The sequence below is a fragment of the Desulfotomaculum defluvii genome, assembly GCF_054657375.1.
The window spans coordinates 146,938-161,424 of the sequence record NZ_BAAHYV010000004.1 but is presented as its reverse complement, the minus strand read 5'-3'; the positions used below and the strand labels follow the sequence as shown (position 1 = coordinate 161,424).

Genomic DNA, 14,487 nt, shown 5'->3' with positions numbered 1-14,487 from the left:
TTACCTATACAGCAAATGCCGTGCCAATTTAAAAACTCAATAGTTCCGAGGTTTATATGAACTTCAATTTGTTTACTTGTGCAAATTTGCAATATTCGTTTCAAAGCCAACGGCTATTTTTCTATTTAACATGTCATTTATGCAACGTTTTAGGGATTGCACCTTCGCAACGTTGTTGATGTTCTGCAATCCCTTCGCCGTGTTACAATTAAACACCACTTAACTTAAAAAAATTTAAATTTAAAATATAATCCGCTCAATTTGAATTTGGCAAAACTCATCTTAACTAACTTATAGACAGTACGTTAAATTTTACAAATATTTTAGATTACAGTGGTTACTTTATACCTAACATTTGTGGTAACCATAAAACGATTTGTGGGAATTGAATAATCAACAGAACACAAGCTACTAATACTGTCACATAGGGAATTGCTGCCTTGGCGATCTTTTCTAACGATAGCTTGCTTATTCCCATGGCCACGAACAAGTTAACGCCCAAGGGAGGAGTCAGCATAGCAATTTCGTTGGTCATGATCATAAAAATACCAAAGTGAATGGGGTGAATGCCCAATTGACCCAGTAGGGGTAACACAATAGGGGTAATGATTGCGATAGTAGCTAGGGTCTCCATGAACATTCCCAAGAAAAATAAGAAGACAAAAATCAATAACATCACAATAGTCGGTTCTGTACTAATGGAAAGCATCATTTCTGTCAACCGCTGGGGTACCTGATACATAGTAATAAAACGACCAAATAACATGGATACACTAACCACTACTAATACGACACCCGTAGTCATACTGGTTAATTTTAAGGACTCCCATAATTCTAAAAAATTTAATTTGCGCGTAATCACAGTTCCTACAAAAAAAGCATAAATGATCGCAATCATGGAAGCTTCTATGGGAGTAAATATCCCTGCATAAATGCCACCTAAAATAATAATAGGCGTCATTAAGGACCAAATACTTTTGCGGATCACCTGCATTGCTTCACCAAAGGTATAATTTACTCCGGTAGCCTTATAGCCACGTTTACGAGCCAAAAGATAGGCTGTGACCATCAGAACGGTACCCACCATTGCCCCGGGAATAAATCCCGCCATAAACATACCCGAGATAGAAACGTTGGCAATAACACCATAAACAATCATGGGGTTACTGGGGGGAATTAGAATGCCCAGTGTCCCACCGGTGGCTGTTACCGCCGCTGCATAGTCTTTGTCGTATCCCGCCCTCATCATTGAAGGAATCATTAAGGCACCCATGGCAGCCACTGTACTGGGACCAGAACCAATCATAGCTGCAAAGAACATACAGCCAAGAATCGTTACTAAACCTAGTCCACCACGTATACGTCCTACAAAAATTGAACATACATCCACAATTTGTTGAGCAATACCCCCCCGCTCCATCAAAGCCCCTGCCAGAATAAAGGCAGGCACAGCAATAAGGGAAAACATTTCAGAGACCTTAAAAAGGTCCAGCGGGATAATGGACAAGGGAATATTTGTTGCTGATAAGGCTATAAAGGTAGCCATCCCCAAGGAGACAAAAATAGGTACTCCCAGGAATAAGGATAAAAATAGTAATAACCAGATACCTATATCTAACGTCATTAGAACTCCTCCCCATCTAAGGCTAATTTATCCAACTCACCAGCACGGTACAATTTATAATAACGTTCCAGTATTCGGATAGATTGCAGTAAAAAAGCTATGGGGATTGCCGCAAAGGCATACTTTAAATTCCAACCTAATACAGCAGATTTAAGAGGAAATTGCCCCATGTTTTGAACTAGAAGGAAACCCTGCCAAATAACTATCCCATTAAAAAATAACCAAACTAGATCCGAAAACATGATAAAGTACTTTCTCCAAGACTGGGGAAACAACCTGAATTGTGCTGTAACTCTTACATGGCGCCCGTGCTTACAAGCATGGGCAGTGGCTAAGTAAACCATGACTAAAAATGCAATACGCGCTAATTCCTCGGCGGAAGCAAAAGACTTACCAAGAAAGTACCGGTAGAAAACTTGAGATGACATTAAAATTACCGTACAAAGAAGAAAGAAGGCACATAATACTTCTTCAAAGTTGTCGATGATCCATTTAATACGTTGTTTCATTAATTTCCCCCCAAGGGTATAGGGTACCTTATCCGAGATAGGTACCCTATACTGTTATGCAGTTAATTAACGCTAGTCTTATTTAGGCATTTCTTTGTCTAAGATTGTCATCGCCTTCTCTACAAGTTCTGTCCCACCAACTTGGTCGTAGAATTTAGGCCAAGTAGCCATGGCTCGCTTTTGCCATTCTGCTTCATCTTTAGGTGCACCTAATTGCTCCATACCATTACTCTTTAAATTTTCCAAAGCCTTCGTTTCTAGCTCAACAATAAAATCACGTTCAGCAAGGGCAGTATCTCTACCTGCCTTGATCAAGGCATCCCGGATATCAGCCGGTAGACTCTGTAGCCATTTTTCTTGAACGACCACAGGTCCGATCCACATTTTGTAGTGAATATCAGTGATATATTTCTGTTTAGCTTCATAAAACTTCATTGAGTTGTTAACAGTATGGGGATTTTCCTGTCCGTCTACTAGACCCTGCTGTAATGCGCTGAAGGTTTCATCCCAGGCGATGGGAGTTGGCTCGCAGCCCCAGGAAGAGAATGCGCCGAGCATCATCGGGTTCTGAGGCACACGAATCTTTAGACCTTTTAGATCATCTAAGGTGGTCACTGGTTTCTTGGAGTTGGTTAAAACACGGAAACCCTGTTCAAACCAGATTAGAGCACGGGTTCCGGACTCTTCAATCATCTTCTTATCCAAATCATCCCAGATACCATCCATTACTTTGTAAGCCTCATCTCGGTTCATAAACATATAAGGCAAATCATAAATTCCTACAGAGGGAGTAAAAACTGCAGCATTGTTGCCTGCAAGCGAGGTTGCCTGCACAACACCGTTTTGAACATCTTGGAAGCCCCGCTGCTCACTACCCAACTGACCACCAGGGAAAATCTGAACTTCAACTCGATTGTCAGTGTATTGTTCAGCCAGTTCCTTAAACTTTAGAGCAACCCACTGGTGAGGATCAGAGGGGTCGGTCCCAACACCATGGGTATACTTAATAATAATCTTTTCTTCTTTGCCGGCAGCTTGATCTTTATCAGAGTTGCCACATCCACTTAGAAGGAACACTAGCGGAACCAATAATACCAAAAATAATGTTGTTAATTTTTTCATGCCGTTACTAAAGTGGACCCTATGTCAAGGACAGTTTAAAAAAGAGAATTAGGCTGCTAAAAGCTGGTTCCTGTATTGTACAGGGGCCAGCTTTTTTAATCCCCATTGATATCTATGGTTGTTATAGTAATTGATATAGTGGTCAATTAGTTTTTCTACTTCTTGAAACGTATTACAGGTTCGATAATCAATTTCATCCTTCATGTGACCAAAGAAGGATTCTTGTGGAGCGTTGTCCCAACAGTTGCCACGCCTAGACATAGATTGGCCTAAACCATATTTCTTGAGAAGCCTCTGGAACGTTGGACTGGTATAATGGCATCCTTGATCGGAATGAACAAATGCTTCAGAATGCAGTAGTTCACTGTTATGATTTATCAAGTTTTCAATGGTTTTTGTGGCAATATCTAAGGTGATGCGCTCAGATACATGATAAGAAAGAATTTCATTTGTAGAAGCATCTTTAATTGTTGATAAATAGGCCATTTTAGATACACCAAATGGAAGATATGTAATATCAGTTAGAAGTACCTTTCCAGGAATACGCTGTTTGAATTGTCTATTTAAAAGATTGGGAACTACCCTATGTTCTTTTGTGGCTTTTGCCATCCGTCGGTAAGGATTAGCCTTCCTGATTGGACATTTAATATCATATTTACGCATGATTCTTTGTATCCGTTTTCTATTAAACACCAATTCGAATTCCTGTTCTAATACCATTTTTATTGAACGTGAGCCTTTCTTGTATCCATGCTTGTAATAGGCGTTAAGAATCATATCCCTTGCATGGAGGTCTTTTTCTTCCTGTAACTGTCGAGTTTCTTCAGACGACAAGTAATTGTAATACCCAGACCGTGAAACCCCCAACATATCACAGAAATACGATACCATACCCTTCATTTTATATTTTGAAATGGTGTCGTTAATTAACTGAAATATATCACTTGTTGCGAGACTTTTTCCTGTGTTTACCATCCTCCTTTCGATTTTGTCTAACTTTTTTAGCAGTTCTATTTGCTCCTCGAGTAACTTTATCTTTGCCTCCTGGCGGGTAATAATTTCTTCTTGTGAAAGTTCATTAATCCGTGGACGACCGGAATTTTCTGTACGAGTATCTCTTAGTCCTAAGATTCCATCTTCATTATAGGACCTAATCCATCTGTAAGCAGCCTGCTCATATCGTTTTACTCCAATAATATCAATATCGAATCCAGCATCCGTAAATATAGCTCGAGGCAACTTACCCTTCAAGTATTGGTCAATGAACAAACGCTTAAAATCATTGGTGTATGTGATGGAACGTTCAGAAACCTTAGCAACATAGGGGTTTGTCTCCAGTTTTTTGATGTCATCGGATGAAAATATAATTTTGCTCACTTTATCCTTCCTCCTGTTGCTATGATTGTACAAAAAAAGAACCCTATGGGTAAAACACTTTTTTTCAAGTGTTCATTCCATAGGGTCCATTTTATACCTCCCATTTTTTATTTATTACATCCATTAATACATTTTTTAAGATTAATGGCGCAACTACTACTTTAATTTCTAGACCTCCGATAGCAGAGTAAACTCCGTCGTTTTTATATTCTTATTTATCTGATTTATTGTGTTGTTTCTTCTTTAAGGTTTTCTATCACTTATAAATATAGTACCTATAATAAAGACCTAGATACTTTCCCTGTAAAGCTGAATTACGTCTTGTAGCGTCGTTTCCCTTGGGTTTGTTACCTGAACATCACTTTGGATTACCTGAAGAGCCATTTGCTCTATCTGGTCAGTAGTTATGCCCACATCCCCCAAGCGATCTGGTATTCCAACGCTCTGGGATAAACTCTTTACAGCCTTGACTGCTTTTAGCGATGCTTCAGTCATCGGTAACTGATCAACTGGTTCACCAAAACTTTTAGCAATCTCAATAAATTTGTCAGGAGCTGCCATGCTATTAAACCTCATCACTGCGGGTAGCATCACAGCACAAGCAACACCATGATGAATGTTATAGTAACCTAATAAAGAATTGGCCATGGCGTAAACATTGCCTAAACCAGAGTTGCAAGAACCCATAGCTGAAAACAAACAAGCATTTTGCATGCCTAGTGCCGCTTCCAGATCCTTGCGGTTAGCAAAAAATCGTCTTAAATATTTGGCAACCAACTGAATCGCCTTAAGGTTTAATAGGTCTGTCAACGCAGATGCCCCCAACGAAACATAACCCTCTATTGCATGGGTTAGAGTAACCATGCCTGTGGATGCCACGATATTGGCCGGTAACGTTTGTAGCATAATTGGATCAAGAATTGCCACCTTAGGAGCTTGCCCTGGAGAACTGACGCAGATTTTACAGTTCCTCTGCTTGTCCACAATAACAGCCCCACCCAATACCTCCGAACCAGTACCAGCTGCAGTGGGCACTGCAATGACGCAGGAAGAGATATTTTCTCTTTGTTTTACATCAATGTTTCCACAGAACTCCACCGAGTTGGGTTGATTAATCAGACCACAAATGGCCTTGGCTGTATCAATGGCACTCCCACCACCCACAGCTACCAATACATCACACTGTTCATTACGATAGATATTTAACCCGTTTTCTACGGTTTCAATGGAAGGATTACTATCCACTTCATCGTAAATTACATAAGCCAGGTTTTCTATACTCAAAGACTCGAGAATATCAACCAACAAGCCAGCATTTATAATCCCTCTATCAGTACAAACAAATACCACATTGCCGCCAAGCTTCTTTACTTCTTTGCCTAGTGTCTTTCTAGCATCCACACCACTTATAATCTTTGTAGGAGTAGCAAAAGAACTGACCACTGTTGCTATTTTTGTCACCCCCTTGATTGCTCTATTGAATAGTTTAGTGATATATATAGCAATGATCATGCCAAGGTGTAAAAGTCAGTAAATTCAAAGATTTTAGATCGTATATTTTTTCACTGCTGTGTAGGTTTGCAACACAACAACAATGTTTTAATCAATATTCTGTGCCAAAAATGTTTCTAAAACTTTCTGATTTTTTTTAAAAAAAAGGGGGGTTTCAGACAGGTTTAGACTTTGTTAGACACATATAAAACATTTATACTAATAGAATAAACGACCTGTGCGTCTTTGCAATAGTACTATGCAAAGACGCACAGGTCGTTTTGTTATGTTAATGAATATTTTTTTAGTTTTCTAAAAATTGTTGATCTATCCATGCGAAACATTCGAGCAACATTTGTAATACTCCCATGCTGATCCAGTGCTTTTTTAAGCAATTCCTTTTCTATATCTTCCATAATTTCACTTAGGGTCCTGTCCTCAATATTCAAGGCATTGGGTTGAAATATCTGTTCCTTATGATTATCATCTATCAGAATATAATTAGGTAAATCATTTATGTCTAGGATTTCCTTTTCCTGGGTAACCACTAAACCCTGAATTAAATTTTCCATTTCTCTGACATTGCCCGGCCATTTATAGTACATAAGGTAATTTAATACCTTTGGGGAAAAATGAATATGCTTTTTATATTTTATATTGAATTTATCCAGAAAGTAATTGATAAGTGGCATAATTTCCTCCCGTCGCTTTCTTAGCGGCGGAATGTCTAATACAGCAACCCTCAAACGGTAATACAAATCACTTCTAAAACGTCCTTCTTTTATAGCTTTTTCTAAATTTTGATTAGTGGCAGCAACGAAACGAACATCCACCTTTTTTATTTTTGTGGATCCAACCCGCATTACTTCCTGATCCTGTAACACCCTAAGCAGTTTAGCCTGCATAGATAATGGAAGTTCACCCATTTCATCCAAAAAAAGTGTTCCTTGATCAGCCAACTCAAAATAACCAGGTTTTCCCTTAGCACTTGCCCCGGAGAAGGCCCCTGGTTCATAGCCAAACAACTCAGATTCAATTAAATTCTCGGGAATGGTAGCACAGTTTATTTTAAAAAAAGGTTGATCCTTACGATTACTATTTTCATGAATTTTTCTGGCAAAAACATCTTTACCCACACCGGTTTCACCCAACAAAAGAACTGTTGTATCAGTTACGGCTATGCGTTTGAGCAGTTGCATTAAATTCTTCATTGTAGGATTTTCTATAATGGTTTGGTTCCCCTGGTAACCAGTTTTTCGAAGGTATTGTGCTTCCTGATGATATTTCTGGATAAGCTCCCCCTGTGAGGCTATTTGTTCCTTTAATTGAGAAAGTACTGTCACATCACGAACATAGGTAACAACATAAGCAACCTTACTATCCTTTCCAAAAACAGGATACCCGTTAATTACTACTCTTCGGCCTTCCTTAATGACCTGTACCGATGTTTGTGGTTTTCCTGTTTTAACAATAGTTGGGTTTAGGGGAGAGGTAAAAACCCCTTCTTTTTCTAAGTCTGTAACCAATCTTCCTAGCAAGTCTTCCTTTTTTAAGCCTGTTAAGCGTTCGTACATACTATTAACCTTTATAGTTTTACCATTGGCATCAGTAATGTAGATCCCATCATAGAAGATATCTAGAATACTGTCAAAGAAATCCTCAATTTTTTGTGTCTTAACAAATTGCCCAGGCATTATATTTAGACTCCTTTTTTAAAAATCCTATGTAGAAAGATATTGGCTAATCATCATATTTTAAGTATATCATCTTTACCACCTAACAGAAGCATTCATTTTTTTACAATAGTGTAATTAGTCATACCTTATACCTCATAATACTTCTTCAATTGATTTTTGACAACTTACTGTATGTAGTAGATTACTAATATTTATAAGTTTGCACTTCAGATATTATATTGGTTTTCTAATGCATACTGATAATTAAACAAAACTCCTCTGCAATCAAATTTACAGAGGAGCTTTTTAATCTAAAATAGTCCGATGGTTCTTCCATATTCATCTATGTCCACTTTGTGGGCAGCAGGCTTTGAGCCTAAGCCAGGCATCGTCCGCATAGAACCAGCCAGCGGGTAGAGAAAACCCGCACCCACGGAGGCTTTAATATCCCGAATTGGGAAGATATAATTGCCTGGCGTTCCCTTCTTGGCTGGGTCGTGACTGATGGATAGGTGTGTTTTGGCCATACAAATGGGTAGATGGCCAAGTCCCAATTCCTCAAATTGTTTGATCTTTTTCTCGGCCAAAGGTTCATATACCACGCCATCAGCATTATAAATCTTAGTTGCCAGAATTTCTATTTTTTCTTTAATACTTATGTCATCAGGATAGATAAATTGAAAATCAGTTGGTTTTTCACAGGCAGCTACAACAGCTTCAGCTAATCCAACAGCCCCCGCTCCACCGTCAGCCCACACTGTAATGGGGTAAGCACCTAATGCCCCTGCCTCTAGTGCTTTTTGACGAACCAGTTCAACCTCTGCATCGGTATCGGTAGTAAACCGGTTAACCGATACAACCACTGGCACACCAAAATAACTTGCTACCTTAATGTGGTGCGCTAGGTTAGTGCACCCCTTTTCAAGCGCAGCGAGGTTTTCTCTGGTTATTTCCTCCGGTAAAGGTTTACCTGCCACTACATTACCCAAACCTCCATGCATCTTCAAGGCACGAATAGTACAAGTTAGGACTACGCAACTGGGACGTAACCCAGATTGCCTGCACTTAATATCCATAAACTTCTCCATTCCAAGATCAGAGCCAAAGCCACTTTCGGTAACAACATAGTCAGCTAATTTTAGTGCAATCTTGTCCGCCAGAACGGAGTTATTGCCATGGGCAATATTAGCAAAGGGTCCCGCATGCATAATGCAAGCTTGTCCTTCCAATGTCTGTACTAGGTTTGGTTGCAGAGCTTCCTTCATAATGACTGTCATTGCTCCAGCTGCTTTAAGATCCTCCGCTGTGACAGGCTTTCCGTCGTAAGTATAGGCAACAACAATTCGCCCTAAACGCTGTCTAAGGTCATGTAGGTTTTCTGCAAGGGCTAAAATTGCCATTACCTCTGACGCCACTGCCATATCAAAGCTAGTTTGTCTGGGGTAGCCATTCTCTTTACCACCTAAGCCAACTACAATATCTCTCAGAGCACGATCATTGGTATCCAAAACTCTATTCCACATAACTGTCATGGGATCAATATTTAAAGGATTACCTAGTAATATAGATGTGTCAATCATCGCAGCCAAAAGGTTATTGGCTGCCTCCACTGCATGAATATCACCTGTAAAGTGAATATTAATATCTTCCATGGGAACCACTTGGGAATATCCCCCGCCAGCAGCTCCCCCCTTAATACCAAACACTGGCCCCATGGAGGGCTGTCTAAGGGTTGTTATCACCTTTTTACCAATCTTCCCTAACCCCTGGGTGAGACCAATTGTTGTAACCGTTTTTCCCTCGCCCAAGGGTGTTGGCGTAATGGCTGTAATAACTATGAATTTACCTTGGGAATGATCCTTAAATTTCCTCAATACATCTAAGTTTATTTTTGCTTTATATTTCCCATAAAGATTAATATCTTCTTCCTCTAGACCAATATTCTGTGCAATTTCAGTAATAGGAAGCATTTTATGGGCTTGCGCAATATCTAGATCGCTGGGAACAACTTTCATCTAAACACCCTCCTACCTAACCAATTTTACTCTCAGCTCTTTTAATAAATTTATCTAAGTTGATAATTACCCTTTCATGGGTACCGGTACCAATGGGACCTGTTTCATCCTTGGCTTCAACAATAAAGACCAACTTCTTGCCATCGATTTGAATTAATTCGGCCTTGGCTATGACGTTCATACCAACAGGTGTGGCGGCTGTGTGCTTGACATTCACCAGAGTTCCCACTGTGGTTTCTCCATCAGGCAAGTGTTGATCTGCCAGTTCTAAAGCTGCTTTTTCCATCAAACCAATCATGGCAGGGGTAGCAAATACCCGAACTCCCCCACTGCCATAGGCAATGGCTGTATTATTCTCATCAACCATGGTACTTACCTCATGGATTAAACCAATTTTTAACTCCATTTATCTCCCTCCATCAATTACCTAGTTTCTTATTAATAACCATAAATAAAAGGGAGTGTCGCAAAACTACTTATTAGTAGGCAAGCGACACTTTTATTTGTTATTCAAAATTTGTAAATATAACATTCTAGGGAATGACTCCCGGGTCGTTCCCGACAATTATCTCACAAGGACTACTAGTCACTGTGCAAAACACTGGATTACTACTCGTAGATCCAGGTATCTATGGCACGTCCGTAATCCACCAGTTCCTCTGGCTGAAAGAAAATTGCTATCTCTCTTGCGGCACTCTCCAAAGAATCGGACCCGTGAATAATATTACGTCCCACATCAACTCCGTATGTTCCACGAATGGTCCCGCAAGCTGCTTTAAGGGGATTGGTTGCCCCCATCATCTCCCTGGCCGTAGCAACAACTTCCTTACCTTCTATTACCATTGCTACTACCGGACCTGAAGTAATAAATTCCACTAGGTCAGCAAAAAAAGGCTTCCCTTTATGTTCCCCATAGTGTTTTTCTGCAACTTCACGTGATATTTGCATCATTTTCAAACCAACTATTTTATACCCTTTTTGTTCAAATTTACTGATAATTTCCCCAACTAATCCTCTTTGAACTCCATCGGGCTTAACCATTAAATAAGTCCGTTCCACGCTGTCTCCTCCTCTAATATTAAGAACAGGGTGCCAGAAAGGCACCCTGTATACTTTACAGTACTTTCTCTGTGACAATAAGCTTCAACTGGAGATGTAGCAAGCTAATGCTATGATTAAACTGGTTTATCAAGACCAGCTTCCTGCATTAGTTGTGCAAATTCCTCTGCTTCAATTGTTTCTTTATCCATCAATACCATAGCAATTTTATCTAAAGTATCTTGATGTACAGTTAATAATGACTTGGCCTTACTGTAGGACTGATCGATCATTTTGCGCACCTCACGATCAATGGCAAAAGCAACTTCTTCTGAATAGTTCCTGTCACGATTAATATCCCTACCCAAGAACGGAGTATCCTGTTTATGTCCCAACGTAAGCGGGCCTAACTCATCACTCATACCATATTCCATAATCATCCGACGAATAATGCTGGTGGCTCGTTCCAGATCATTTTGTGCTCCTGTACTAATTTCCTTTAGGACCACATCCTCAGCAACCCTGCCACCCAGTAACATGACAACTTGATCCAGTAACATTGATCTGGTCATGTAGTAGCGATCTTCCTTCGGTAACAATAGTGTATATCCACCAGCTCGGCCACGGGGAATAATTGATACTTTATGCACCGGGTCAGTATTTGGTAACAGATACCCTACTAAGGCGTGACCTGCTTCGTGGTAAGAAACCAAACGTTTTTCCTTCTCGGAGATCACCTTTGATTTTTTTTCTGGCCCTGCAATTACTCTTTCAATAGAGTCTTCTAACTCGTGCATACCGATTGTCTTTTTACCTGAACGAGCCGCTAACAAAGCTGCCTCATTCATTAGGTTAGCCAGATCTGCACCGGTAAACCCGGGAGTTCTACGGGCTAACACTTCTAAATCCACAGTATCTTCCAAAGGTTTTCCTTTAGCATGGACTTTTAGGATTTCTTCCCGTCCTTTAACATCCGGTGAGTCCACTACAACCTGTCGGTCAAAGCGACCGGGGCGTAAAAGCGCCGGGTCAAGAATATCTGGACGGTTAGTAGCAGCCACAATAATAATCCCTTCATTAGGATTAAACCCATCCATTTCAACAAGTAATTGGTTTAAAGTTTGTTCACGCTCGTCGTGACCGCCTCCTAAACCAGCACCCCTTTGACGTCCCACAGCGTCTATTTCGTCAATAAATACAATACAAGGGGCATTTTTCTTAGCTTGCTCAAATAAATCCCGTACACGAGAAGCACCGACGCCCACAAACATTTCAACGAAATCGGAGCCTGAAATAGAGAAGAACGGGACTCCCGCTTCCCCAGCCACTGCACGGGCAAGTAATGTTTTACCAGTACCAGGAGGTCCAAACAAGAGAACGCCCTTAGGTATTTTAGCACCAATCTCATTAAACTTCTTTGGGCTCTTTAAGAAATCAACAATCTCAGACAGTTCTTCTTTAACCTCATCGGCACCTGCAACATCCTCAAAGGTTACCTTTTGTTTTTCATCCGTATGTAATTTGGCCTTACTTTTACCAAAGGACATTACTCGATTGCCGCCACCTTGGCTTTGCTGCATCATAAAGAAGAATAGTAGTACAAAAATAAGTATAGGTAACATTGTGGTTAATAATCCAGCCCACCAAGATGGTTCCGGAGGTAACGCTTGCCTGTATTGAATGTTTTTCTCACGTAAAAGAGGAACTATGGTTTCATCCAGTATAGGTCCATTAGTTTCAAAATCTCTACCATCTTTTAATTTACCTACGATGATGTTAGTAGACTTATCTGTTGTCATCTCCACACTCTGAATCTTGTTTTGTTCCAAAGCTGTCATAAATTCATCATACCGTAACGGAACAACGGTAGTCTTTTTTTCTCCAGTGAACTGGATCAAAAATATGATTACCAATACAATTAATAGATAGATGCTAAGGTTTTTAAGAACCTTATTCAAAAATGTCACTCCTCCCTACAAGGCCCTAGAATCCCAAGGTAATGAATATTTTACCACAACAGTTATTTGTTATCAATTTATCTGATACTATCATTCCCATTTTCTAGACTTAGTAGAATTACTTTTTGCGTTAAACTTGTTAATCCAATGTGATCTGCCAGTCGAATACCACAAACCCAAATAATCCGCCCTGATGTTGTTTCAACGACTAATGGTATTTGGTCTCTTAAATGTCTCGGAATCTTACTGTCTATCAAAAGTTTTTTTAGTTTTATTTTTTTTCCTAAACCAAAGGGAATAAAGACATCTCCCTCTTTTCTAAATCTTACCTCCAGCGGCTGTGAGACACAATTATAATCGATAGCTACAATATTAGGTGGAAGTTCCCACGGTGCCATAGACATTTCATCTTTATTAATAATCCGGGAGCTAACTTTTATCCCATCAATAGTAACGCTCCCTGGCACCTCCAAAAAATAGGATACCGTCATTGTTTGCCGCTCCATCATACCCTTACTTACATCCAACCTATCTGATGCTAATCTAACTATTATTCCTGCCGGCATTTCAATAATTTTTTCCGGTCCACCCCTGATCAAATGGTTAATCAAGTTATCCACGTGTTCAAAAGCTAGCCCCTGTTTAGTTCCATTAAGTTGTTGATAAACGATTCGTATGATTCTTCGTAATAGAACTACTGGCTGCTTCATCAATTCATTTCTATCCAATATCAGAACCGATTCATCCATTCCGCGTAATACCTTTTGGTATATTTCTCGGGCAAGGCATTCCAAAAATTGGTCTTCCTCACGAATTTGTTCTGCCATACGGGATAAATTGCCGACTAAACCTGGTGCATATTCTTTTTCTAATAAAGGAATTAATTGATGTCTTAACTTATTCCTACGATACTTTGTGTCTAAATTAGACCTATCAATTCTGTATGAAAGCCCTTTCTGTTGACAATATTGTTCAATTTCATAACGACTTATTTTTAACAAGGGCCGTATATAAAGATTGTCTCTAATTGGTGTTATTCCCGATAAACCCTTTAGTCCCGAACCTCTTAATAAATTCATCAACACTGTCTCTGCCTGGTCGTTGGCATGATGAGCCAGTGCTATTTTATCTCCCGCAGTTTTTTTTAATACCTTGCAAAAAAATTGATACCGAATCTCCCTGGCTGCAACCTCAAAGGATACTTTTTTAGTTTGGGCATAGGCAGGTACATCTCGTTCTTCCGCAGTACAAGGTATCCCCCATTCTTGACAAAGTGCCTGCACAAATAGAGCATCCTCTTTAGCTTCTTCCCCACGTAACATATGATTTAAGTGAGCTACATGAAGGAATATCCCCAGATCCTTGCGTAAACAATTTAAAATATGTAAAAGCACTACGGAGTCCAGACCACCCGAAACCCCCACAATAACCCTTTGCCCTCTTATTACCATCGGATTTTGGGTAATTTCAGTGTATACTCTTTCTAACACCTCCATACGTTCTATCTCCTTATATTTCTTTCTTTTAATATAGTTTCAACATTTCCCAATAATCTCCTCCCCTAGACTCACAATATTGCCCAATTCCAAACCTAATCATATATACTCTGCTTTTCTCTATAATATATCCAACTAGCTTTAGTCTTCGACTAAAGGCTAATGACTAACGGCTAACAGC

Annotated in this window: 11 protein-coding genes; all 11 read right to left on the bottom strand. The window is 39.7% G+C overall.

Annotation, left to right across the window (positions count from 1 at the left end; translation table 11 throughout):
* Positions 1-337 precede the first annotated feature (337 nt).
* Complete coding sequence (locus tag ACYQ03_RS02510) at positions 338-1,624, bottom strand: TRAP transporter large permease (RefSeq protein WP_459907376.1); 1,287 nt, start codon at positions 1,622-1,624, stop codon at positions 338-340.
* On the bottom strand, positions 1,624-2,133 hold the full coding sequence (locus ACYQ03_RS02505) for a TRAP transporter small permease (protein WP_459907375.1): 510 nt from the start codon (positions 2,131-2,133) through the stop codon (positions 1,624-1,626). The genes ACYQ03_RS02510 and ACYQ03_RS02505 overlap by 1 nt, the downstream gene beginning before the upstream one ends.
* A 78-nt stretch (positions 2,134-2,211) precedes the next feature.
* Positions 2,212-3,210 (bottom strand): TRAP transporter substrate-binding protein, encoded by a 999-nt coding sequence (locus ACYQ03_RS02500; protein WP_459907374.1) that lies wholly within the window; start codon positions 3,208-3,210, stop codon positions 2,212-2,214.
* A gap of 93 nt (positions 3,211-3,303) precedes the next feature.
* On the bottom strand, positions 3,304-4,632 hold the full coding sequence (locus ACYQ03_RS02495) for an IS3 family transposase (RefSeq protein ID WP_459907373.1): 1,329 nt from the start codon (positions 4,630-4,632) through the stop codon (positions 3,304-3,306).
* 288 nt (positions 4,633-4,920) lie between these two features.
* A complete protein-coding gene (locus ACYQ03_RS02490) occupies positions 4,921-6,093 on the bottom strand; it encodes an iron-containing alcohol dehydrogenase (protein ID WP_459907371.1) in 1,173 nt (390 codons plus the stop codon).
* Positions 6,094-6,407: 314 nt separating this feature from the next.
* Entirely contained in the window at positions 6,408-7,817 is a 1,410-nt protein-coding gene (locus ACYQ03_RS02485; RefSeq protein WP_459907370.1) for a sigma-54 interaction domain-containing protein, read from the bottom strand.
* A 293-nt stretch (positions 7,818-8,110) separates the two neighbouring features.
* Entirely contained in the window at positions 8,111-9,814 is a 1,704-nt protein-coding gene (locus ACYQ03_RS02480; RefSeq protein WP_459907369.1) for a formate--tetrahydrofolate ligase, read from the bottom strand.
* 16 nt (positions 9,815-9,830) lie between these two features.
* Positions 9,831-10,220 carry a thioesterase family protein gene (locus ACYQ03_RS02475; RefSeq protein ID WP_459907368.1) on the bottom strand — a complete coding sequence of 130 codons (390 nt, stop codon included), beginning with the start codon at positions 10,218-10,220 and terminating at the stop codon, positions 9,831-9,833.
* Positions 10,221-10,423: 203 nt separating this feature from the next.
* On the bottom strand, positions 10,424-10,873 hold the full coding sequence (gene ndk / locus ACYQ03_RS02470) for a nucleoside-diphosphate kinase (protein ID WP_459907366.1): 450 nt from the start codon (positions 10,871-10,873) through the stop codon (positions 10,424-10,426).
* A gap of 116 nt (positions 10,874-10,989) precedes the next feature.
* Complete coding sequence (gene ftsH, locus ACYQ03_RS02465; protein ID WP_459907365.1) at positions 10,990-12,810, bottom strand: ATP-dependent zinc metalloprotease FtsH; 1,821 nt, start codon at positions 12,808-12,810, stop codon at positions 10,990-10,992.
* A 77-nt stretch (positions 12,811-12,887) separates the two neighbouring features.
* Complete coding sequence (gene tilS / locus ACYQ03_RS02460) at positions 12,888-14,306, bottom strand: tRNA lysidine(34) synthetase TilS (protein ID WP_459907364.1); 1,419 nt, start codon at positions 14,304-14,306, stop codon at positions 12,888-12,890.
* Between the last annotated feature and the right edge of the window lie 181 nt (positions 14,307-14,487).

What these genes read in the sequence shown, in the direction of transcription:
- ACYQ03_RS02510 (WP_459907376.1), bottom strand. Translation starts at nt 1,624, where the DNA reads ATGACGTTAGATATAGGTATCTGGTTATTACTATTTTTATCCTTATTC.
- ACYQ03_RS02505 (WP_459907375.1), bottom strand. Translation starts at nt 2,133, where the DNA reads ATGAAACAACGTATTAAATGGATCATCGACAACTTTGAAGAAGTATTA.
- ACYQ03_RS02485 (WP_459907370.1), bottom strand. Translation starts at nt 7,817, where the DNA reads ATGCCTGGGCAATTTGTTAAGACACAAAAAATTGAGGATTTCTTTGAC.
- ACYQ03_RS02480 (WP_459907369.1), bottom strand. Translation starts at nt 9,814, where the DNA reads ATGAAAGTTGTTCCCAGCGATCTAGATATTGCGCAAGCCCATAAAATG.
- ACYQ03_RS02475 (WP_459907368.1), bottom strand. Translation starts at nt 10,220, where the DNA reads ATGGAGTTAAAAATTGGTTTAATCCATGAGGTAAGTACCATGGTTGAT.
- tilS (WP_459907364.1), bottom strand. Translation starts at nt 14,306, where the DNA reads ATGGAGGTGTTAGAAAGAGTATACACTGAAATTACCCAAAATCCGATG.